The sequence below is a fragment of the Streptomyces sp. NBC_00461 genome (genome assembly GCF_036013935.1).
GTDB lineage: Bacteria > Actinomycetota > Actinomycetes > Streptomycetales > Streptomycetaceae > Streptomyces.
The window spans coordinates 2021528-2043748 of sequence record NZ_CP107902.1; the positions used below are offsets into that span (position 1 = coordinate 2021528).

Here is a 22221-nt window from a genome sequence, read left to right on the forward strand (position 1 = left end):
TGCGGCTCACGTCACGAAGAAGATCCCGGCGTCGGCGCCCGCGGGCGTGTACTCGGCGAGCCGCGCCCGCAGACCGTCCTCGCGCTGCGGCCGGTAGAGGTCGTGGAAGGCGCCCGTCTCGGCGCCGTCGTCCGCGCCGCGCCGGATCACTTCGGGGCAACCGTCGGCCAACTGCCCGTACCAGGGCGTCCCGTAGCGCACGGCGGCGAACAACGGCCGTACGCCAGGCGTGAGATCGGGCTGGCAGCGGTGCCGTCGTGGCGTGCGCGAGCCGGCGGGGACGTACGAGTACCGCAGGCAGCCGATGCCACGCCGGGCCACGTGCAGTTTCCCTGTGAAGACCGAGTTCTCGGCGATCTCCACGGCGTGCGTGTGGATCTCGCCGATGACGGTCGTGCGGTGCACGTGGAGCACTGCGTGGGCGTGGCGGCAGTCCGGGGCGGACAGGGCCTCGCGGTCGTGGCCGGTGGCGTCCAGGACGCTGTCGCGCAGGTGGATGTCGAGGGGGTCCTCGCTCACCTCGTCGCCGATGACCTCGATGGTGCCGAGGATGCTGTGCTCGACCTGGAGGCAGGCGGTGGTGCGGTCCAGGACGATGCTGGGTTCGTCGGGCGAGTGCGGCTCGCCCTCCGGTTCCAGGGACCAGCCGGGTACGAGGGTGGTGTGCCGTACGACGACGGCGCCCATCGGTCCGGTGACGTTGATGCCGCGTCCGGCGACCAGCAGCCCGTCGAGGACGATGCGGGGCCGCTCGTGCGGGGCGCAGTCGTCGTGCACGGCACGGATGTTGAGGGCGTCGGGGCGGTTGCTGTACCAGTCGAGCAGGCGGATCACCGGGCGGGTGCCCTCGGCCGCGCGCAGTTCCAGGCGGTCGCCGGGGTCGAGGTCGAAGTCCAGCTGCTCCTGGTAGGCGCCGCTGTGGGTGATCTCGATGATGCCGTCGGGGCCCGTGCGGCCGGCCCGGCGGTCGTGCTGCCAGGCCCGGTAGGCGTCCATGATCTGGCGGTGGGGCTGACCGGGGCCGACCCGGTAGAAGGCGGCGTCGGGCCGGTCCACGCGGTCGGGGCGCTCGTACTCGCCGCCGCCCATGTCCGCGCCGAACGCGTAGTGGTGGTCCACCCACACGCCCTGCCGGGGAGCCGACCGGGCGCCGAACGCGATCCGCCCCAGCTCGGGGTCGACGGCGACCTGACCGCGCCCCGGCCGGTAGCGCCAGTCGGACAGGTCGGCGACCACGATGTCGGACGGCGGTACGGGCCTGTCCTCGCCGTCGCGCCGGATGACGAAGCTCTTGCCGGGGCCGTAGTAGTCGAGGAGCCGGTCGTGGAGCAGGCGGCGAGTGATGAGGGCCGGGACGTTGTCGACGGTGGCGATGTGGGTGGGCGACGGCTCCGGGACCGGTTTGGTGACCAGGGGGCTGTCGTTGCCGAGGATCGAGAACGTGTAGAGGTTGCGGGCCCGGTCGATGCAGTACGCCGGTGAGGACGTCAGCGGGTACGCCTTGAGCCGCCAGACGAAGAGGGCGACTCCGGCGGGGGTCCGGCCGCCCTGCCTCCGGCCGGAGCCGGCGCGGCGGACGTCGACCGTGCGGGCCGTGGTGTCGAAGGGGCCGCCCGCGAGCGCGAGAGCCGAGCCGTCACGGAGGTCGACGAGGCGGCCCCTGCCGGTGTCCCGGTACAGCTTCACCGGCTGGGTGTGGCCGACCAGCCGGGACAGCTCGACGGCCCGCGCGGGATAGCCGGCGACCTGCTCGGAGATCTCCTCCAGGAGGTGCAGCGTGCCCTTGCGGCGGCGGCTCGCGACCGTCGCCGCCACGTCCGCGCGTGGCGCGATCGCCTCCGCGAGGGCGGCGCGTCCGCCCTCGTGCAGGCCGGTGGTCAGGACGCGCTCGTAGCCGGGGAGCGTGCGGTAGCCGACCAGGTCGCCGAGGTAGGGCAGCACCCACGGCGCCGCCGTCTCCACGAACAGGTCCTCATACCCCTGCTCGACGCCGTCGCGGACGCGGTCGAGCTGCTCGGCGATGACGGCGAGCAGCGCGCGCAGCGGCTCGCCCTCCTCGGCGTCGCGCAGGAGGTGCCAGCGGGGCAGCAGCGCGGCGAGGCCGTCGGGTTCCCGGGACGTCGCCGGGGTTTCGGTGTCCAACCGGACATCCGCAGGGTGCGCAGACATCACTTGACCTCCGTGAGAATGAGGGTGTCCGCGGCCCGCGGGGACAGCAGGGCCAGCTGGGCGGGCCGGATGCCGCGGAAGACGAACACCGAACGGCCCTTCGCCAGGCGCCGGGTGTCGGTGATGTCGGGGTTGAGGCGCAGGAGTTCGGCGAGCGGGATGCCCTGGCTCGCGCAGATCTCCGACAGCGTCTCGCCGTTCGCGGCCCGGACGGTGTGGATCTTCTCGTCGTACGTCGCCCGGCGGGCCGGTACCGAGGCCTTCGGGGCGCCGGGATCGGTGAGCAGGGCGGCGAGTTCCTCCGCGGTGGCGGAGGCGGGTACGCCGGTGAAGACGTCGACGTCGACGTAGTCGACCCCGGGCACGGTGTGCGCCGCGGCGAGGAGGTCGGAGAGGCGGGCGGGCTGCCCCAACTCCCTTCCCTCGTAGCCGAGTCGGGCGAGCAGAGCCTGTCGCAGCCTCGGCTCGACGAACTCCCAGGCGTGGTCGGGTGCGACCTTCACCCGGGCGGCGACCAGCAGCAGGACGGGTTCCCGCACGTCCACGCGGACGGTGAGGCTGCCGTCGCCGTACTCGGTGAGCGCGCCGCGCAGGGCCCGCAGGGTGTCTGATTCCCGACCGTCCCCGTCGAGGGGGACGTCGTCGGTGCCGGCGACCGTCACGTGCAGCACGCGCCGGCGTCCGTCGAAGAGTTCGCGGGCGTCGGCCCGGCCGATGCCGGCCCGGGAGCGGGCGAAGTCCTCGTAGTCGGCCGGTGAGACGAGCCGGTCGAGGGCCGAGACGGCCAGCGGGATCGTACGGCGGGTCAGGCCCGGACCGTCCGCGTCGGAGCCGCCCCTCGCCGGGCGGGGGTTGGTGACGGCGGTGACGCCGAGCGGGCGGGTGAGGGGCTGGGTGAGACGGTCGGCGGGCACGTTGGCGGCCTTGCCGGTGCCGAAGCGGTAACGGGCGTGGACGTTCTCGTGACCGGTGGGCAGGCGGGCGCCGTGCACGCCGTCGCCGAAGGTGACCGTCGTGCGGCCGTCGGAGGCGGTGCCGGAGATGTAGACGCGTTCGCGCGGGCCGCGTCCCGCGAGGCTGTCGACCTCGTGCCAGAGCACGCCGTCGACGCGGATCTCCAGCACGGGTGTGGCGCCGAGGGGGTTGTCGTCGGCGAGCCAGGTCAGCGGGGACTGCCAGAGCGCGAAGGTCTGGTTCGTGCGGTCCGAGTCGCCGCTGCCGATGGCCTCCTGCCGGCTCTCGCCGTGGGTGGCCTCGACGACGTTGCCCAGGATGCGGACCGTCTCGCGCCGGTAGCGGTGGGCTAGACCGGTGGTCAGGGTCAGGCTGGTGTGGACGCGGTCGCCGGGCAGCTGCGGGTCCACGGTCGCGTCGGCGGCGGCGATCGTGACGACCTCGGTGGCCGGGACGCCGGTCGTGCCGGGGATGTCGCTGCGCTCGCCGGTGACGACGAGGAGTCGGCCCGCGCCCAACCCGTCGTACAGCTCGGCGAGTTCGATCTCGTTGCCGTGCACGTCCTCGCCGAGCGGTTCGTCGGCCAGGCGCAGCGGCTCGCCGGCCGCGTACACGGTGGTGTCGCGGATGTGCGACAGCAGTACGTCGAACTCGTCCAGCCAGGGGTCGGCGAGGGTGAGTTCGGTGCCGCGGCCGGTGATGCCGTAGTTGGTGTACGCCGCCGTGCGCGCCGACACGACCTGGGTGGTGACGAACGCGAGCCCGGGGTCGCCGGGGATGCCGCCCTGGGCGCCCTTGGCGGGGCGCTGGATCGCGACCCAGCTGCCGACCGTGATGCCGGTGTGCACGCTGTCGAGTTGCAGCACACGGCGGTTGAGGGGCGCGGGCTTGCTGGCGATGACGACCTCGACGTTGGGCTCGGTGCTGCCCACCGTGTAGCGCAGGCTCACCTCGTACTCGCCGTGGGTGAACTGCTCGGTGGCGCCCGGCCGCAGGGAGATCTGGTGTGCCGTGCCGTTGTTGATGCCGACGTGGATCAGGCCGTCGTCGTCGGGACGGGACACGAACAGGGTGCGCTCGGGCAGGCCGTCGCGGAGGCGGACGGTGACGCCCGGCTCCTGGGCGCCGGCCGGGACGGCGGTCCCCCCGCCGGAGGCCGTCCGGGAGTGCGGGAGGGTGAGCCAGCTGAGGTCGTGGTCCTGGGCGGTGCGGGTCGACAGGTCGACCTGACCGGGTCCGAGAGCGAAGCTGACCTGCTGGGTGAGGGGCAGGGTCACGGCCCGCTGGTCGGAGCTGTTCCCCTCCACGTACTGGAACTCCGCCCGGACCGGCGCCTTGCCCGCGGTGTCGTAGACGACTCGCATACCGGTCAGCACGGCTCCGGTGAGCGGCCAGTCCGCGCTGCGGATGACCCGGCCCTTGTCGTCCTGGACGGGCTTGAGCGGGGCGGTGGCGCCGAAGGGGGCGGCGGTGACCCGCATGGCGAGCAGCGCGCGCAGCAGCGGCGCGGTGGTGGGGGCGGCCGCCTTGCGCCAGGCGGGATAGAGGGCGCCGAGGCCGGGGTTGAGGGCCGCGAGCAGACGGACCGTGTCCGTGCCGGGAAGCTGGGCGCCGGTGGCGGCGGAGGGCACGGGAGGCCGGGCACGCAAGGCGGGAAGGACGGCGGCCAGGGCCTGGAAAGCAGCGGTACGCGCATCCCCCTCAAGGGGCGCGGGCCGTTTCGATGTGCGGCTGGGCCGCGTGGGCGCGACGAGCCCCAACGGCGCAGCGGACAACGGACCGCCCGCCGCGGCACTCTCGTCGGAGCTCTGCGCAGGCGCCAACTCCAGTGTGCGCTCGGCCAGTTCGGCGAGAACGGCCTGCAGCTGCTCGAACCAGGCCGCCACGTCCTCCCACGGCTCGGCCAGCACCTGCGCCTCGCCGAGGCGTGCGACGGGCTCCGCGAGGCAGGACGCGAGCTGCTCCGGGGTCCTCGCCCCGTCCAGGGCGGCCCGCAGCGGCGCGAGCACCTGGTCCTCGAAGTCCTCGATCAGCCGGCTCACCGGCCGCGGGTTCGGGACCTGAGGGGTCGGCGGCTCGTCACCCGGCTCGCCCGGCGCCGCGGGCTCCGCGGTCCACCGCCGCACCTCGTCTACCAGTTCCTTCACCGTCGGTGGCGCCGACTGCGGCAGGGTGATCGCCGTGATGTCGTCGTCCCGGTCGATGCGGACGTTCCCGACGGGCAGCAACGTCCTCTTCCCGCCCGCCTGTTCGCCGAAGACGAAGAGCAACTGGTCGCCGGTCCGGAGCGAGTTGGTGGTGCCCTCGACGAAGAGTTCGGAACGGCGCTCCAGGTCCTGTGGGGTCACCAGGGACGGCCGGCGCCTGCGCACCGTCAGCTCGTTCCAGTCCCAGCGGGCCGTGAGGTCCCGGCTGGTCTCGAAGGTCACGGACTCCTCGTCGGCGGAGGCGGGCACGCTGTGGGTGCGCGCGCCGCGCGGGATCACGACGGGCAGCGTCTCCGCCCGCGGATCGCGCTCCAGGGTGTACGCGAGATGGGTGGCGGCCGCGACGCCGGGCCGTGGGCGGTGGCCGACGAGACGGCCCAGCAGAACCAGCGACCGGTGCTCGTCGGCCGTACGGATGTAGGCCTCGTCCGCGATCCGCTCCGAGTGGAAGGTGAGCAGGTCGCCGAGGACCGCGGCGGCGTCGAGGAGACCGATCGCCGGATCGTCGGGGGTGCGGACGGTCAGCCCGCCGAGTGCCGGATACGCCGGTGAGGCGAGCCGGTCGAGCAGGGCGGTGAGGAAGGAGCCGTACTCGCCGACGCGGTACGCGAGGGCGGTGCGGCCGGGCGGGTTGTGCGGCGGGGCGGGCGCGAGGCGCTCGTCGTGGCCGCCGCATGCGCCGGCGCAGGAGCACACGTGGCTCATCGGGCACCTCCCAGGGATATCGCCAGCAGGCCGTTCTCCGGCCTGTCGGGGTCGTTGTCGCAGGTGGCGATCTCCAGCGGGCCGAGCCGCAGCACGCCGTCCTCCCTCTCTCCTCGGTCCTGCTCAAACAGCCGCCGCAGCCTGGTGACTTCGACGCTCCGCACGCCCGGTACGGCGGCGGCGACGGCGACCAGACGGCTGAGCCGTACGGGTTCGCCGAAGGTCAGCGCGTCCGGGTGGAAGAATCCGAGCCGCCCGTCTCCGAGGCGGCCGTTGCCGAGGACGCGGTACAGCTCGGCCAGGATCTGCCCGTGCTGGTGGCCGGGCGCGGCGCACACGCTCAGCGCGATGTCGAGCGGTGTCGCGCGGGCGGGGCCGACCACGAGGTCGTGGCCGATGCGCCGGTACGCCTCCAGGGCCTGCTCGACCCGGGCGAGCAGCTCCGCCGACGGCTGGGCGCTGCCGTAGGCGTCGATCGCGACGTGGGCCTCCTGGACGCTGCCGGTCCAGCGGATCTCGGCGGCGGCGCGCTGCACGCCGGGCAGTTGCGCGGCGAGGGCGGCGTAGTCCTCGGCCGTGATCGCGCGCAGTCGGGTGCGGCGCAGGTCGAGCGGGGCCAACTGGCGTGCCTGCTCGACGGGTTCGGGCTCGACGCCGCCGGTGGCGGGCAGCGGGTTGCGGACCACTGCGGCCGGTGGCCGCTCGCAGTCGCTCTGGATGACGAGGTGGTTGATGGCCTCCGCGCCGACGTTGCCCGCGATGCCGCCGCCGAGCCGGTAGTGCAGGGCGAGCCGGCTGCCCGGCGCCGGCCTGGCGCCGTGCCGGCCGTCGCCGAAGCGCAGGGCGAGCCGGCCGTCGTCCTCCAGCTCACCGACGAAGTGCCGGTCGCGGGGGCCGCTGTGCAGCAGGTCGCGGCGGGGCAGCCAGGTCAGGTCGGCGTCCTCGACGCGTACGGCGGGCAGCGCGCAGCGCGGGTCCTGGCCGAGTGCGGCGGTCGCCGAACCCCGCAGCACCTGCTCCTCCGGGTGCAGCCCGGTCGCGTACACCGGACCCCAACTGTGGGCGATCTCCCAGGCGATGTGCCCGTCGAGGACGGCTCCGGCGCGGGCCCTGGACACGAGGATGTCCACCCGGCGCAGCTTGCCGTCGAGCAACTCGTCGTTCTTGTACAGGAGTTCACGCAGTGCGCGGACGGGATGGGTGCGGAGTTCGAGGCGCTCGACGACCTTCAGGCCGTAGATCACGGTGAGTTCGCCGATCTCCTCGTCGGCGAGGCCGTCGCGGTCGCGGGCGCTGCGCCACAGCTCGACGAGCCGCTGCCGCACCCGGCCGGGAATCGCGGCGATCCGCTCGGCCTGCCCGGCGGCCACGGCCTGCGCGTCCGGGAAGGACACCGCCTGGACGACCGGGGATCGGCCGAGGACGGGGCGGAAGCGGGGTGTGATGCCCGGGTGGACGGACTGTGCGAGCAGGGTGCGCAGGGCGGCCGCCTGGGCGTACGCCGTGCCGGGCACGACGCGCTCATGCCGCTGCCCGGCGCGCTCCAGGCCGAGTCCGGCGCGTACGGTCGCCGCCTCGCCGACGACCTCGAACAGCTCACGGACGTCGTCGGGTACGAGTGCTTCCGCGCTCTCCGCCTTGTCCGTGAGGGAGTTGATGAGCCGGGCGGGTGCGTTGCCCTCCCGGCGGTCGTAGCAACCGAAGGCGGGAGGGTCGCAGGGGGCGACGACGGCCGGCTCGGGCGGCACGGTGGCCGTTTCGGGAAGGCCGGTGAGGGTGCGGCCGTGGTCGACGAGGACGACGTTGCCGCGGGCCACGGTCACGTCCTCGACGGGCAGGCAGTCGCGGCCGCCGCGCGCGGTGAGGCCGAGCGGGAAGCGCAGGGCGTCCTCGGCGGCCCAGGTGACCTCCAGGACCGGCTGGTCCTCGATGCGGTCGACGGCGGGCGTGACGGAGGTGAGGCGTACGGCCTGACGGTGGCTCGGGTCCTGGTCTCCGGGGGTGCCGGTGCGCGGGCCCTTCACCTCCTCCAGGACCAGCAGGTCGCCCGGCTCCAGGTCGAGCCGGCGCTCCCGGCAGGTCTCCGGGTCGTCCCACTCGTCGCGCAGGGTGGCGGACGTGGCGCCCTTGGGCAGGGTGCACACCTCGCCGCCCCAGGTCCACAGGCGGATCGCGTTGTGCGCGGCCTTCAGCTCCAACGGGTCGGCGGCGACGACCGGTTCGAAGACCTCGACCGAGCCGCGCTCGTCCAGGTCGCCGAGGTCGTTCTCGTCGATGACCGTGCCCGGTTCGGGCCGGTCGTGCGGGTCGAGGGCGCGGACGTCGACGGAGGCGAAGCGGAAGGTGCCCGGGGCGAGCGTGGTGTCGCCCGCGGTCCGAACGGTGACGTAGGCGCGCGCCGTGCAGCCGTCGTGCATCGCGTAGTCGATGAGCCGGACGTGCCGCCGCACGGAGACCCGGCGGCGCGCGGTGTCGAGGTAGGCCTCGGTGGCCACCGCGTCCTGCTGGTAGCTGATCTGGTCACCGGTGTACGCGAGCAGTTCGACGAGCGTGACGCCCAGGTCGGCGGGGTTGCGTTCGACCCAGTCGGGGGTGGTGAGGGCGAGCCGGTCCAGGAGCAGCTTGCGGATGGTGTCGTAGTCGCGTGCGGTGTAGTCGACGACGGGCGCGTCCGGGAAGTCCGGCTCGTGCTGCTCTTCCTCCTTGCAGTCGAAGGGGGTCGGGCAGTCGGGCCGGAAGGAGAAGGAGGCGCGGTGGTAACGCTGGTCGAAGCCGCGGAAGGGCTCGGTGCCGGGCCGGCCGTACGGGTCGGTCTCGACGAGGGCGAACACGTAGCGCGAGGTGTCGCCGGCCCGGTCGAGGGTCACGTAGAGCCGGTCGTCGAGCTCCGGGTCCTCCTCGCGCTCGACACTGACGTCGACGGCGGTGATGCCGGTGACGCGGCGGCCGCCGTCGATGCGGACGTTCTCGGGGCCGAGGCCGTGCGGGGCCTTGCCGAGGAAGGTGACGGTGAGCAGCAGCCCGTCGTCACCGACCTCGACCGCGTCAACTCCGTTGAGCTGGGCGGCCCTTACCTTGGCGCGGCGGGACATGGTGGTGCCGGCGGTCATGCGGCGGCCCTCCCCTCGAAGACGTCGTCGGCCCGGGTCCCGGTGGCCCGAAGGACGTACGACAGATAGACACGTACGGCGTTCTCGTCGCTCACCACGTCGAGGGCGATCACGTCGATGAGGTCGCCGAGCCAGCGCTGCAGCGAGGCCTGCACGGAGAGTTCGAGCGTGCTGACGAGTTCGGGGCTGTTCGGGGCGAAGACGAGATCGAGCAGTCCGCAGCCGAAGTCGGGGCGCATGACGCGCTCCCCGGGGCTGGTGAACAGCAGTTGCTCGATCAGGTCGTGGACGTGCGCGGCGTGGGCTGCGTGTGCGGTGCGCCCCCGGCGGTCGGCGCGGAAGGGGAACGCGATGTCGGTGCGCGCGGGGTGGGTGCGTGGGCTCATCGGACGGTCACCTTTCGCGGTGCGGCCTGGACGACGGGTGGCCCCTGCGGCACGAAGGCCGCGGTCAGGCACTGGGCCGCGGAGATGTCGAGCAGCACGGGGGCGCCGTCGACCGTGACGCCGCTGTCGCCCGCGGTCCAGCGGACCGAGACGCAGGGCGTGGGCACACCGCCGACGGTGTGCGGGCAGCCGGTGACGACGTACGCGTGCGAGGCCGTCGCGACGGCGGCTCCCCCGATGCGTACGCCACCGGAGGGTGTGGTGGCGGCGGTGACCCGGCCGCCGTGCGGGCAGCCGATCACGGCGCCGGCGTCGAGCAGACTCCCGGACAACTTGGTGCGTCCCCCGTCTTCTATCGCTTCGAGAGCACGGTCAACTGGCCCTCGTTGATGGTTACTTCTCTGCCGCGGAGCACGATCTCGGCGCCTGCGCCGGTCGCGATGACCACGGCCTCCTTGGTGATGCGGATGTATGCGCCGCCCTGCGCCTGGAGCAGGATCCCCTGCTCGGCACCGGCGGTGTCGTTCATGACGATCTTGTGGGCGCCCGGTGTCTGCACCACGACCGGCTTGCTCGGCGAGTCCGCCTGCAGCGCACGGCGCGCGTCGGGCGGCAGCTCCTCGGCGGCCCCGTACCAACACCCGGTCCACACGGGGAAACTGGGGTCCCCCTGCTCGAACTCCACCCACACGCCGGCGCCCGGCGGCGGTACCACGAACTGTCCCGCCTCGGGCCCGGTGAACGGCAGGCAGGGCAGCGCCCAGGTGGACGGCTCGTCACCGAGGACGTCGGGTACCTCGACGGTGATACGGCCGATGCGCAGCGGGTCGTTGTTGTTCACGACACGGCCGCGGAACTTGCCGAGGTAGCGATTGCTGGGTGCTGCCGCCATGCTGAACTGCTCCTGGTGGGTGGGTCGTTGAGGCGCTTCGGTATTCAGGGCCGGACGTAGTCGCTGCGGGCCTCCAGCCCCTCCCGGGAGAGGGTGAAGTTCTGCTGGAAGGAGCCCGGCCGCAGGTTGTGCGTGACGGACTTGACGTAGTAGTCGCCGTCGTACGCCCGTCCGGAGCCGCGCACGCCGACCAGCTGGCGGGGCTGCAGGATGTATCCGTGCCGGTTGACGTCGAGTGACCCCGACCCCGAGACGACGTCGGCGGAGACGGCAGCACGGGCGAGGAGTTCGGCCTCGGCCTGCTCGCGCTGCTGCTTCGCGGTGCCGGAGAGGGTCCTGCGCTTGAGGGCGGGGGTGGGGCGCCGCCCGAGGGGCGGCCGAAGGGGACTGATCGGCGGCTGGGGCAGGAGCGTGGACACACGGGTCCCCGGGTCCTGCCAGCGGGCCTGCGGCTCTTCCCGCGCCGTCCCGTCGTACGAGAACGTCAGCTGGTCCACGGTCGTGTTGGCGTCCATGTTGACGTTGAGGGCGTGCTGGCGGATGCCGAGGCGGACCTCGGGTCCCCAACGGGCCGAGGACTGGCCGGGGTTGGGACCGGGGTCGAGGTAGAAGGTGTAGCCGTTGGCGCGAGCGAGGTCGGTGACGTACTGGAGATCGGTACCGGTCTGGTAGTGAACGCGAAGATCCTGGTGCGGGGGCTGGGCGATCTTCTCGGCGTAGACGTCGGGCCGGATGCCGTAGTCGGAGTAGCGCCGCAGGATGCTCAGAACCCGTTCGGAAGGCGGGAGGTTGGGGTACCGGGCGGTCCGCTCCTCCAGATCCATCAGCAGGGTCAGATCCTCGCCGGTGACGGTGAGGGTGGAGTGTCCGGGCTGGTTGCTGGCACCCACTTCCTGCCGGACGATCAGGCCGTCGAAGAGGACATCCGGCGTACCGCGGACGCTGACGGTGACGATGATCCGCGTCTTCGGGTCGAAGAACCCCTCGGGCAGGAGCCGCTGGTTGATGATCCCGGTCTTGGTGAGGTCGAAGGCGAGCTGGAACCCGCTGCGTTCGCCGGCGGTGGCGGTGATCTGGGCGGACAGCAGGGCCTCGGTCACCTCGGCCGGGACGGGGCGGGCGAGCTTCGGTCCCATGAGCAGCGTGATGTGGACGGGACCCTGCCCGACGGGCTGTTCAGACACGCCGGTGCCCTCCGGGCTCGGGGATCTCGACGATCCGACCCGCCTCGTCGGTCAACTCCCTTGGATCGACTACGGGGTTGGCGTCGGCGATGCGCCACCACTGGCCGGGGTCGCCGTAGAACCGCTGGGCGAGCAGATCGGCCCGCTCCCCCGCGCCCACGACATGCTCCTGCGTCTCCTGCGCGTCGAGCGGGGGCAGCAGGCGGCGCTTGGCATAGCGCACCTCCGTGCCGTCGGGGAGCCTGTGGATCCCTATCTCGGCATCGTGGTAACGGCTGGTGCGGGGGTACGGGTGGGCACCCGGTATCGCGCCGAGGGCACTCTCGTAGGACTCGATGTCGGCCATGACTGTGGTCTCAGCCCCTTCCGCTCAGCACATCGGCACCCGGCAGTCCGAGCGCCCCGAGACTCCCGCCGCGCGCGGCGGCGGCCAGCCGCTCCTTCTGGGCGAGGTGGGCCATGTAGAGGTCGGCACCTCGGTGTCCGGCGGGCAGATCGCTGACGGTGAGGATCTTCATGCCGATGCTCAGCGAGGCCCGTATCGGATTGAGGTTCACATCGAAGGCGGACTCGTTGACGGACAGCTCGGTCAGCCGCACGGGCATGACCCGCTTGCTCCCCCAGGTGAACAGCGTGAGCGGCATCTCGATCGGGCTGATCTCGATGGTCCCCTTCTGCGACAGCTTGCTCGCGGCGCGCAGTTGGGCGGTGGTCGGCTGCACGAGCATCTCGAGCGTCGCGAGCTGCGGGTGGATCCCGTCGGGCGCCGCGATCTCCAACTGGTCGGTCGCGTCGATCTCCGCGGTGAACTTCCAGGTCTCCTGGGCGGGTCCCTTCAGCCGCAACGCCTCGTTCCGGTCCCCGCTCCCGGTCCCCCCACTCCCACCGTCACCACTGTCCCCGGCCGACTGCGGCGCGATGCTGCGCTCCAGGGTGTCGGGGTTGAACTGCAGGACGATGACGCGTTGGGGGGTGCCGCGGTCGGGGTCGACGACGACCATGCCGGAGCGGATGGGTTTGGGGATGTCTGCGTAGCGGGTCATGGCTCGATCACTCCGCTCTCCGCCAACTGCTCGAGTGCCAACTGCGCTTCGCGGGCGACCTGTGCGTCCGAGTCCGTGCGCGCGAGGCGAACCAATGGCTCTTCGAACTCCGGCCAAGCCGTGTAGACCATTGCCCAAATAGCCGCCCTACGTACGGCCGCGTCATCGTGCTCCGAGGAGAAGACGACGTGTGACACCACCGAATCAACGGCGTGCACCGGGGCGCCGGCACCGAGCCTCAGCAGCGACTTCGCCCACCCTGCCGGGTACACGTGGACATAGCAGTCGTCGAGCATTTCGTCCAACGTCCATACCGCCAGACCGTCTTCAATCCGAGACAGCGTCTCTTCAGCGACATCGGGGGCATCGTTCGAGACCACCATGTAGGGCACATCGGCGAATTCGTCCACGATGTAGTGGACCGAGCCGCCAGTATCTGTGTCCCATTTGGCTTCGTAGAAGACACCTCGATCCGGATCCCTGTCGATGTCGCCGAGGAAGGTCCATCCCGCATTGTCAGTGAAGGCGCGAATGGCTGCAGCATCGACATGATCTCGTAGGATCAGCCGCCGACTTGTCCGATTGAGGTCCGGCAAGGTGAAACTCCCTCTTCATGCTTACGCAAGGCCATTTGATGCAGGTCAGACATTGTAGATGGCGTGGATTTTCCTTCGAATCATCTCGAAGAGAGCCTGTTTGGGGTCTCCCTCGGTCGAGAAGTCCAGATCGAGTGTCGCCGCCCATCCCTGAAGGAACTTGACCTCTCGCTCGGCCATGGCGTTTCCCTTGCGGGAGTGCTCGAGTTCACCGCGCGTCGCGGCTTCCCCCCAGGCGTGCTTCATATATTGGTCGTCCCACTGGCCAAGCTTCCTCTGTGCTTCCTCCCTCGCCTCGTCCGAAGCGTTCTTGTCGTTCTTGACCCTACGTGTCTCTTTTCGCTCCTTGGGGGATACACCCCGTGCGGTGAGGTACTTGGCCTTGCTGATACGCGTCATCTTCTGCAGTTCGTCAGGCTTCAGCCCCTCCTTCTTGCTCAAAGCTGTCAGCATATTTGCCGCAGCCGTGGGGTTACCCTTCGCCGCCTTCTTCTGCAACTCCTTGAACGCGTAGTTCATATTGAGCTGCCGGGCATCTCCCTGGGCTCCCTTCGGAGCCAAGGGAAGCTTGTTCACCACTCCGTGCAATGTGGTCATGCCGGACTTCTTCTGGTCCTCGGTGAACTTGCTCGGATCGGTGGCCGCAAGATCATAGGCAAGAGCCCGGTAGACCAGGTCGCTCTGCGAACGGTTCTCTTCGACCGCACCAAGGGTGTGCAAGAACACCCGCTGACTCTGCGGCACTGTCCGGCCACCCGAATTCTGCCCGCGAAGGTCGTCGAGCATGGCTTGCGCCACACCCTGCTGCTGGCCTTCCGGCATGTCCTTGAACATGTTCTCGTAGTCGGGCGGAAGCCTCTCCCCCTCCGGCACACCCGGCTGAGACACCCGCTGGTTCCGTGGGCTGTTGAAGCCCTGCTTGAGACCAGCCGTGGCACCGTCGGACGTACTCACCTTGATGGCGCTTCCGTCGGCGATCACCTTGTCCCGGAGCTTGGCGGCGATGCTGTTGGACTGGGCCGTCTGTCCGAGGTCGAGCTTCTTCCCCTCCTCGTCGAATCCGAGACCGCTTGCCCGCTCCGCGGTGGAGGAGGACGTCTGGACTTCATCCGCGACCCTACGGATGAAGTTCAGCAACTCGTCGCGGTCCAGCGTGACGCCGGCTACGGCGACCTGGCTGGGGTTGAGAGCGGCCAGGATGTTGAAGCGATGGCCGCCCTGAACAGACAGCTGGGTCAGGCGGTTCCACATACGCAGACCCGCGAGTGCGGCACTGAGGATGGGACGGCGCACGCCCTTGGAAAGGAGTCGCTGAAGTTGCGGGCGGATGCGCGCCACGATCTTCTGGAGCCGCGCCTCCTTGGACTCCTTCGACTTCTCGTCCTTCTTGCGCCGGTCCTGTTCCCGCCTCTTCTGCTCGTGCTGCCGCCTCTTGTGGTCCCGCAGCCGGTCCTTCTTCTTCTTGAAGAAGTTCCGCACCTTCGACGCGCCGTTCTTGAGCGCCTTGCCGAGTTTCGACTTCTTCAGCTTCCGGCCCAGCGTCTTCGCCGCGTTGCCGACCTTCTTCAGAGCGGACTTGACCGCGCCCTTGGCCTTCGAGAGGGCCTTGCCCACCGGGGACTTGGGCTTCTTCGGCCTGGCCGGCTTCGGGCCCTCGATCTCCTTCTTCTTCGGCGCGGCGCCGGGCGTCTTGTCCTTGCCCGGCCCCTGCTCCCGCTCCCGTGCCCGCTCCTTCTCCGGCGCCCTCTCCCCCGGCTTCGCCTCCGCCCCCTCCGGCTTCTTCGCCGGCCCCTTCGGCGTGGCGTGATCCTTGGGCTTCACCGGGGACTTCGGGTCCGGTGAGGTGTGGCCCTTCGGGCGGTGTTCCGTGCCCGGGCGGCCCAGGGCCTGGCGGGCCTTGCGCATGGCGCCCCGGGCGGAGTTGACCGCCGCCCCCGCCGCCTTCTTCGCCCCGCCCCCCACCTTCTTCAGGCCGTCCATGATCTTCTGCGCCATGCCCTTGAGCCGCTTGCCGACGCCCTTGGTCGCCGAAGCCAGCTTCTGCAGAAGGAAGTTGGTGATGAAGTCGAGGAGGGCTACGACGCCGGCCGCGACCGCCTCCGCGAACAGGCAGGCCGCCGGGCCCGCCTTGACCGCCTTCAGGTACGCCCAGAATTTGCCGAACGCCGACAGGATCGAGCTGACGGTCGACCACGCCGCCATCAGGCCCTGGATGATCGTGAGGATCGCGCCGGCGGCCGGCACGATCATCGAGACGACCTTCTCGATGACCAGCGTCGCGATCATCATCGGGAGGGAGGCGATGATCGCGTCCCAGGCCATCTTGCCGATCTGTTTGATCGACACGCAGCCCTTGACCAGGACGTCGATGACGGCCTTGCCGAGGCCGAGGATGCCCTCGACCTTCGTGTCGAACCAGCCCTTCACCGCCACCTTGATGGCGCCCCAGAGGTGGTCCGTGATGCCCGTCTTGGCCGCGCTGCCCGCCTTCGAGATCCAGCCGCCCGGGTCCGGCGCGATGTCCGCCACCAGCGCCGCGAACTTCCCCAGCGCCTCGATCGCCGCCTGCGCGAACTTGATCGCGCCCACGATGATCGCCTGGTAGGCCTTGATCACCGCCTTCAGGCCGGCTTCAAGGACGTCCAGCAACTTGTTCAGGCCCGCCGCCAGTGCGTCCAGCAGCGTGTTGACCGCCTTTTTCAGGCCGTCCGCCAGCTTGTTGACCGTCGCTATCGCCGCGTCCCGCAAGCCCTCGATCGCCTTGCGGAACCTGTCCCTCAACTCCGGGAAGGCCGCCAGGAGTGTGTCCCCGATGGCGATCAGGACATCGGCCAGCGCGTTGATCGCCTTGACCGCCAGGTCCCGTACGAAGTCGATCGCACGGTTGGCCCAGTCCTTGAACGTGTCGATGATCCCGTTGACCGCCTTGCGGGCGGCGTCGAAGACCGCGGTGACGGCGGCGAGCAGGCCCTTGAAGAAGTCGGCGACCTTGTCGGCGATCCAGCCGAACAGGCCCCCGGAGGGCTTCTTCTCCTCCTTCTTCTTCCGGGCCTCCTTCTCGGCGTTCTCGCGCTCGGTGTCGATCTGCGCGTTGTCCTTGTCCTTGCGCTCGCCGACTTCCTTGTCCTTGTCGTCGCGCGCCTTGACGATCTCCTTGTTCTTCTTGCCGTGCTCGTCCTCGGACTTCTTGTCCGCGTCCTCGACCTTCTTGTCCTGCTCGGTGCGCCAGTCCTCGCGCTGCTTGTGCGTCTCCTCGGCGACCCGCCCGCGTTCGGCGGTCTGCTGTGCGGTGTTGCGCTCGACCTCGCGGTCGATCTCGTTCTGCTTGTCCTGCTTGGCCTGCCGCTCGCTCTGCTGCTGCTCCTTCTCCCTGGCACCTAGGTCGCCCTGCGCCTTGCCGGCGGCACCGGTGATCTCGGTGCCCTTCTCCTGCTTGGCCACGGCGCCGACGCCGGCCTTCGGCGCGGGCGTGGCCGCGAGCTCGCCGCCCTTGCCGCCGCCGGAGCCGCCGGAGGCCTTGCCGGTGAGCTGTTCTGCGGGCGCGTCGGGGAAGACCTGGTCCTCGCCCATCGGCTTGGCCGCGTCCTCGCGGCCGGTGCTCTGCAGATCGGACTGCTTGTCCTTGAGCGCCTTGGCCTGGTCGTCGGTGCGGGTCGGGTCGCTGGGGCCCTCCAGCCGGATCTTCGGCGCCGGGCCGACGGTCCTGTTCTCGAGTGCGGGGTCGGTGGTCGGGACCGCGTCGGCCGCCGCCTCGACGTTCTTCGCCTCGGCCTCGCTGAGTCCCTTGTCGGGTACGGCGGGTGGCGGCGGCGGAGGCACGTCCGAGGCGGGCTGCCTGCCCTCCGCCTTGTCGCCGCCCTTGGCCTTCTGCTTGTCGGCCTGGTCCTCCGGCCCGATCCGCTCCACCTTGCCGGTGACCTGGGCGGCCGCGGGCGCGGCCTGAGGCGGCGCGGACCGTGTCTGCGGCGCCCCGGAGGGACGTTCACGCGTCGGCGGTGCCGCGTCGAGCCGCTTCTGCTCGTCGGCGATCTTCTTGTCCGCGGCCTTGTCGACCCCGGGCATGGCGGCGGCCGCCTGGTCGGGCGCCAGCTTGCTGACGGTCTGTACGGCGGCCTTGGGGTCCTGCCCCGAGACGTCCGGCGGCTCCTGCTGCTTCTCCTCGGGCGCGGCCTCGCCACCGCCGCCTCCGCAACTGCCCTGCCCGCCCTCGTCCTTCTCGGGTGCGGGCGCGGGTGGCGCGCAGCCACCGCCGTCCTTCTCCAGGGAAGCCTCGGGCCGGGGCGCGTCCGTCTGCGCGGTCTGTCCGGGCCCGTCTGTCTGCTCGGCGGCCGGGCTCACCGCCGCCTGGGCGACGGACGGCGCGGCACCCGGGCCCGCGGCGACCGCGGGTCCGGTCCTCTCGGCGGCGCCGACCGGTCCGCGCGGCACGGCACCGGGCCCGGTCTCCTTGGGCACCTGGCTCTTGGCCTGCGGTGCCTCGCGTTCGGAGCGGGGCGGCTCGGCACCGCGGCGGGCGGCCGGCGAGGGGTCGCGGTCCTCGACCGGGGTCCTCGGTGTCTGCGCACCGGCCGGCCGGGACACGGCGGCCGCGACGGGGGCCGCCACCGAGGGCACAGGGCCCGAAGCCGCAGGGGCCGTACGGGACTCGGCAGCCGTACGCTCCCGCTGCCGGTCCTTCTCTTCCTGCTCGTCCTTGGCGTCCGGCCGCTCGTCGTCGCCGTCCGTCCCGTCAGAACCGGCGTCGTCCGCGTCCTTGGTCTGTTCCTTCTCCTGCTGCTGCTCCGGGTCCGGCTTCTCGCTCTCCGGCTCGGGCCGCTCCTTGTCCTGGGTCGCGAGGTCGGGACCGACCTCCTGGTCGAGCGGCTTGTCGGTCTCCTGGAGGTCCTTGGTGGCGCGGTCCCCGGACTGGGCGACAGGCCCGTTCTCGGGCTGCGGTGCCTCGCCCGAGACCGGTCCCTCGTCCTGGCCGGGCGCCTTGGGTTCGGGCCCGGCCTCGTCCTCGTCCTGCTCCCGTTCGTTCTTCTCCCGCTCCTGCTCGGTCCTCTCGGCCTTCGTCGGCGGCGGGGTGGGGAAGGAGGGCAGGGACGGCTGGGCGGCACCCGGTGCGAGCTGGTCCGCGGTGGGCACGGCGGACAGGTCGAGGTCGGCCTCGGGCAGGTAGTCCTCGGGCTTGAGCGCGGGCTCGTCCTGCTCGCCGGGGACCGGCGCCTCGTCCTCGCCGCCCGCGACGTCCTGGTCGGCGCCCGCTTCGAGGCCGAGCGGCCGTTCCTCCTCGCGCGGTTCGGCCTCGGCGCCGCCGGCGCCCCCGTTCTCGTCCTGCTCGTTGAGCCCGTGCTCGGACAGCGCGGAGTCGGGCTGCTCGGCCCGCTCGTCGACCTTTTCGGGCCGTACGGGGCCGGGCTGGGCCCTCTGCTTCGGGTCCGGCTCCTCGCGCTTCGACCCGGCGCCCGGCTGGGTCTGGTCGTCCCGGCGCTTGCGTTTGTCGGCGCCGGGCGCACTGGCCTGCCGCGGGTCGGCCTCCTCGCGGTCGCGCTGCTCCTTGCGCTCGTCCTTGGCCTGTTCGGTGCCCTCCTGCTGCCCCTGGGCACGTTCGCCGGAGGTCTGGTCGGTGCGCTCGCGGTCGGTGGCGGACTGCTCGTCGTCCTGCTGCTGCTCCTCCTTGGCCTGCTGACGGGAGGCGTTTCGGGTGTCCTCCTGCTCGGTGCGCCGGGCGGCGTCCTGGTCCTCGGTGGCCGCGTCCGCACCGGCCCGGCTGCGATCGCTGCTGCTCTTGGCGTCGCGCGCCCTGGCGTCCCGCTGCTCCTCGCGGGTGTCGTCCGCCCGCCGGTCCGCGGAGCCACGGTCGGACTCCTGCTTCTTCTGCCACCGGGTGCGTTCGACACCTAGCTCTTCGAAGAGGTCGATCTCGGGCAACGGCGTCTCGGCGGGCTGGAGTTCGACAGGTCCGGGGCGGGCCTGGTCCGCGATCTCCAGCAGCCGGTCGTACTCGGGAGTGAGCAGCCGGTTCTCCAGGCGCTCGACGACCGCTCCCTCCAACTCCTCCGACATCCGCGCCAGTTGGAGCCGAACCCGCCCGGACGCGTCGGTGGGGTCGCCGCGCAGGGAGCGCTGTACATGGCCCGCGAGACGGTCCACGAGGGTCGCCGGGTCGACGGCCTCGGCGCGCATCCGGTCGGCGTCGACGGTGGCGTAGCGCAGCCAGCCGGGGGTGTCCTGCCCCTCCTCGACCTGCGGGGCAGCCTCCGACGGCTGAAGGGAATCCGGCCCTACGACCGCCTGCGCGGCCTCTTCCGCCTCCCGTTCGATCGCCTGCTGCGGCAGGCTCACCGCGCCGAGTTCGCGGCCGGCCCGCAGCGCGCCGAGGCCGTGCGGGTTCTGCACCGTGTGCTGCAGCTCGTGGGTGAGCAGCCGGCGGCCCTCGTCGGTACCGGGCCGGAAGGCGCCCTCCCGGAAGAAGACGTCCTGGCCGACCGCGACCGCGTCCGCCCCGAGCAGCTCGGTCAGCTGCCCGGCGTCCCGGCCGGTGTGCAGCCGTACACGGCCGAGGTCGTGGCCGAGCTGTTCCTCCAACTCCCTGCGGATATTCGGGTCCAGAGGCTGCCCGGCACCGCTGACGATGTTCTTCGGCTCGGGCGCACGGGACGTGGCGGCGCGTTCCTTGCGCTTGCGGCGGCGCTGTTCGGCGGTCTGCTCCGCCTGGCCGTCCTGGGTACGGGAGCTCACCGGCTCGCCTCCCCGTGACCGCTCAGGCCCTGGTGCACGGCACGCGCCAGCTCCTGGCCGAGGCGGCGCGCGGACAGGCCGGCCGGCAGGGGCGGCAGCCCGGACAGCGCGTCGACGGCGAGGGCGCCCCGCTCGGCCAGCGGCACACCGTGCAGCCGTACGAGACGGGTCAGTTCGGCCTCGAAGGCGGCCGACACCCGGTCCGGGTCGGCCCGGAAGCCGTCGAGGACCAGTTCGCCGATGTCGACGCGGATCGCCGAAGGCTCCTTCCCCGGCCCGGAGTTCACACCCATCCGCGGACCTCCGTGGGCGTCAGCGAGCGCTCCAGCTTCAGGTACTCGGTGCGGGCGGCGGCGAGCATGTGCCGCATCTGCAGCCGGTCGCCCTCCTCCGCGGCGAGGAAGGCACCGGACAGGGCGATGTTGCGGATCGAGCCGCCGGCGACGGTGAGCCGGGCGAGCAGCGCGGGGTCGATGTCCTTCACCGGCGCCTGCGGCGGGAGCACGCGCCGCCAGATCTCGGCGCGTTCGTGTTCGGCCGGGAAGGGGAAGTCGACGACGAAGCGGATGCGGCGCAGGAAGGCCGTGTCGAGGGCGTTCTTCATGTTGGTGGTGAGGATCGCGAGACCCCGGTAGGCCTCCATCCGCATCAGTAGATAGCTGACCTCCAGGTTGGCGTACCGGTCGTGGCTGTCCTTGACCTCGCTGCGCTTGCCGAACAGGGCGTCGGCCTCGTCGAACAGGAGCAGCGCGCCGCCGCGTTCGGCGGCGTCGAAGACCCGGCGGAGGTTCTTCTCCGTCTCGCCGATGTACTTGCTGACGACCTGCGAGAGGTCGATGACGAACAGGTCGAGGCCGAGTTCCTTCGCCATGACCTCGGCGGCCAGCGTCTTTCCGGTGCCGGAGCCGCCCGCGAACATCGCGGTGACGCCGAGGCCTCGGCGCAGAGTGGCACCGAATCCCCATTCCTGGTGGACGGTTGCCCGCTGCCGTACATGCGCCACGATCTCCCGCAGCACGCTCGTCTGCCGTTCGTGCAGCACCAGGTCGCCCCAGCCGGCCTGCGGCGCGATCCGCCGCCCCAGCTCGTCCATGCCGATCCGTGCCTCGTCGAGTCCGGCCCGCCAGGCGAGTTCGACGGCATCCTGCTCGTCCTCGTGCGGCAGCCGGCGGCGTACTGCGGCGGCCGCGGAGCGCACCACGTGCGGCGGCAGCTGGAACTGGGCGACCAGCGACCGCAGTTCGCCGTCGTCGAGTTCGACGACGTCCCGGAACGAATCGCCCCAGAGCCCGAACTGCTCCTCGTCGTCCAGACGCGGCACGCTCACCCGGGCCCCGTACGACCGTTCCGAGCGCAGCGGGTCCTCGCTCGACACCACCACGGGTACGGCCGCCCCGGCGAGGAACGACTCGGTCGCCGCCCGCTGGTCGCGGTCCAGCTCGGCCACCTCGACGAGCAGCGCCGAGGGCAGCAGGATCGCCTCGCGCTGCCACAGCCGGGCGAGCCGGTCGCGTTCGACGGGCTCGGACGGAACGTCCTCGGCGCTCATCGAGTAGAGGCCGAGCCCGGAGCGGGCCGCCGCCGCGGCGGAGATGTCGGCCCTGCTGCGCAGATCCCCGCCGGTCACCTCGACGAGCGGGGCGTCGGACGCCGCTCCCGTCGTCCAGCCCTCGGCGAGCCGGGTCGCCGCCAGGTCGTAGGACGGCGTGAGTGCCTGGGGCACCGGGGTGCGGCGCAACTGGCCGTGCAGTCGCGCGTCCAGATAGGGCGAGCCCAGCAGGAAGTGCAGGATGCGCTCGTCGAGCCGCAGTCGGGAGGCCGTCAGCCGTGACTCGTCGTCCAGTTCGACGATCCGCCAGCGCCTCAGCGGCGCCACGGGCGTCAGCGCACTCCAGTGCGGCTCGGCGAGCGCGGCCAGCGCGAGCGAGAAGGTGGGGTACGCCCGCTCGGGGTCACCGCAGGCTGCGGCACACCGGGCGGCGGCCGTGGGCTCCAGCTCGTGGGCGGCGGCGAGGAGCAGGACGTCCCGCTCGAAGGGCGTGAAGCTGAAGCAGGAGACGAGGGCGTCGAGGGGGGCGGTGCCGGGGCCGGGAACGGGGGCGAGTTCGGCCCCTGGTGCGGTGCCGGCCTTCTCCGTGCCGCGTGCCGCGTGCGCGTCGACGCGGGCCAGGACGCGCCGGATCTCCGCGGTCAGCGTCGTCCCGGTCGTCCGTGCCTCGTGCTCGTGCGTGTCCATGCCCTCACCTGCCCCC

At 71.7% G+C, this 22221-nt stretch carries 13 protein-coding genes; all 13 read right to left on the minus strand.

Annotation, left to right across the window (positions count from 1 at the left end; all coding sequences use genetic code 11):
• Positions 1 to 6: 6 nt before the first annotated feature.
• From OG870_RS09710 to OG870_RS09770, 13 genes are read right to left on the minus strand one after another with little or no spacing between them, the layout of a single operon-like run.
• Positions 7 to 2169, minus strand: a complete 2163-nt coding sequence (locus OG870_RS09710; RefSeq protein ID WP_266585833.1) for a hypothetical protein — start codon at positions 2167 to 2169, stop codon at positions 7 to 9.
• Positions 2169 to 6035 (minus strand): putative baseplate assembly protein, encoded by a 3867-nt coding sequence (locus tag OG870_RS09715; RefSeq protein ID WP_266585832.1) that lies wholly within the window; start codon positions 6033 to 6035, stop codon positions 2169 to 2171. Before OG870_RS09715 ends, OG870_RS09710 begins: the two co-directional genes overlap by 1 nt.
• A complete protein-coding gene (locus OG870_RS09720) occupies positions 6032 to 9145 on the minus strand; it encodes a putative baseplate assembly protein (RefSeq protein ID WP_266585830.1) in 3114 nt (1037 codons plus the stop codon). Before OG870_RS09720 ends, OG870_RS09715 begins: the two co-directional genes overlap by 4 nt.
• Positions 9142 to 9531 (minus strand): GPW/gp25 family protein, encoded by a 390-nt coding sequence (locus OG870_RS09725; RefSeq protein WP_266585828.1) that lies wholly within the window; start codon positions 9529 to 9531, stop codon positions 9142 to 9144. Before OG870_RS09725 ends, OG870_RS09720 begins: the two co-directional genes overlap by 4 nt.
• Positions 9528 to 9863 (minus strand): hypothetical protein, encoded by a 336-nt coding sequence (locus OG870_RS09730; protein WP_266585826.1) that lies wholly within the window; start codon positions 9861 to 9863, stop codon positions 9528 to 9530. The genes OG870_RS09725 and OG870_RS09730 overlap by 4 nt, the downstream gene beginning before the upstream one ends.
• 20 nt (positions 9864 to 9883) lie before the next feature.
• Positions 9884 to 10423 carry a phage baseplate assembly protein V gene (locus tag OG870_RS09735; protein ID WP_266511280.1) on the minus strand — a complete coding sequence of 180 codons (540 nt, stop codon included), beginning with the start codon at positions 10421 to 10423 and terminating at the stop codon, positions 9884 to 9886.
• Positions 10424 to 10467: 44 nt separating this feature from the next.
• Positions 10468 to 11607, minus strand: coding sequence for a hypothetical protein (locus OG870_RS09740; RefSeq protein WP_266511283.1), 1140 nt, complete (start codon positions 11605 to 11607; stop codon positions 10468 to 10470).
• Positions 11600 to 11953, minus strand: a complete 354-nt coding sequence (locus OG870_RS09745) for a hypothetical protein (RefSeq protein WP_266585824.1) — start codon at positions 11951 to 11953, stop codon at positions 11600 to 11602. The genes OG870_RS09740 and OG870_RS09745 overlap by 8 nt, the downstream gene beginning before the upstream one ends.
• Positions 11954 to 11963: 10 nt before the next feature.
• Positions 11964 to 12650: a hypothetical protein gene (locus OG870_RS09750; RefSeq protein WP_266585822.1), complete on the minus strand. Its 687-nt coding sequence runs from the start codon at positions 12648 to 12650 to the stop codon at positions 11964 to 11966.
• Entirely contained in the window at positions 12647 to 13246 is a 600-nt protein-coding gene (locus tag OG870_RS09755) for a hypothetical protein (protein WP_266585820.1), read from the minus strand. Before OG870_RS09755 ends, OG870_RS09750 begins: the two co-directional genes overlap by 4 nt.
• A gap of 45 nt (positions 13247 to 13291) precedes the next feature.
• Complete coding sequence (locus OG870_RS09760) at positions 13292 to 19969, minus strand: eCIS core domain-containing protein (protein ID WP_327690814.1); 6678 nt, start codon at positions 19967 to 19969, stop codon at positions 13292 to 13294.
• Positions 19966 to 20262: a hypothetical protein gene (locus OG870_RS09765; protein ID WP_266585816.1), complete on the minus strand. Its 297-nt coding sequence runs from the start codon at positions 20260 to 20262 to the stop codon at positions 19966 to 19968. Before OG870_RS09765 ends, OG870_RS09760 begins: the two co-directional genes overlap by 4 nt.
• Positions 20253 to 22205 carry an ATP-binding protein gene (locus OG870_RS09770; RefSeq protein ID WP_266588506.1) on the minus strand — a complete coding sequence of 651 codons (1953 nt, stop codon included), beginning with the start codon at positions 22203 to 22205 and terminating at the stop codon, positions 20253 to 20255. Before OG870_RS09770 ends, OG870_RS09765 begins: the two co-directional genes overlap by 10 nt.
• Between the last annotated feature and the right edge of the window lie 16 nt (positions 22206 to 22221).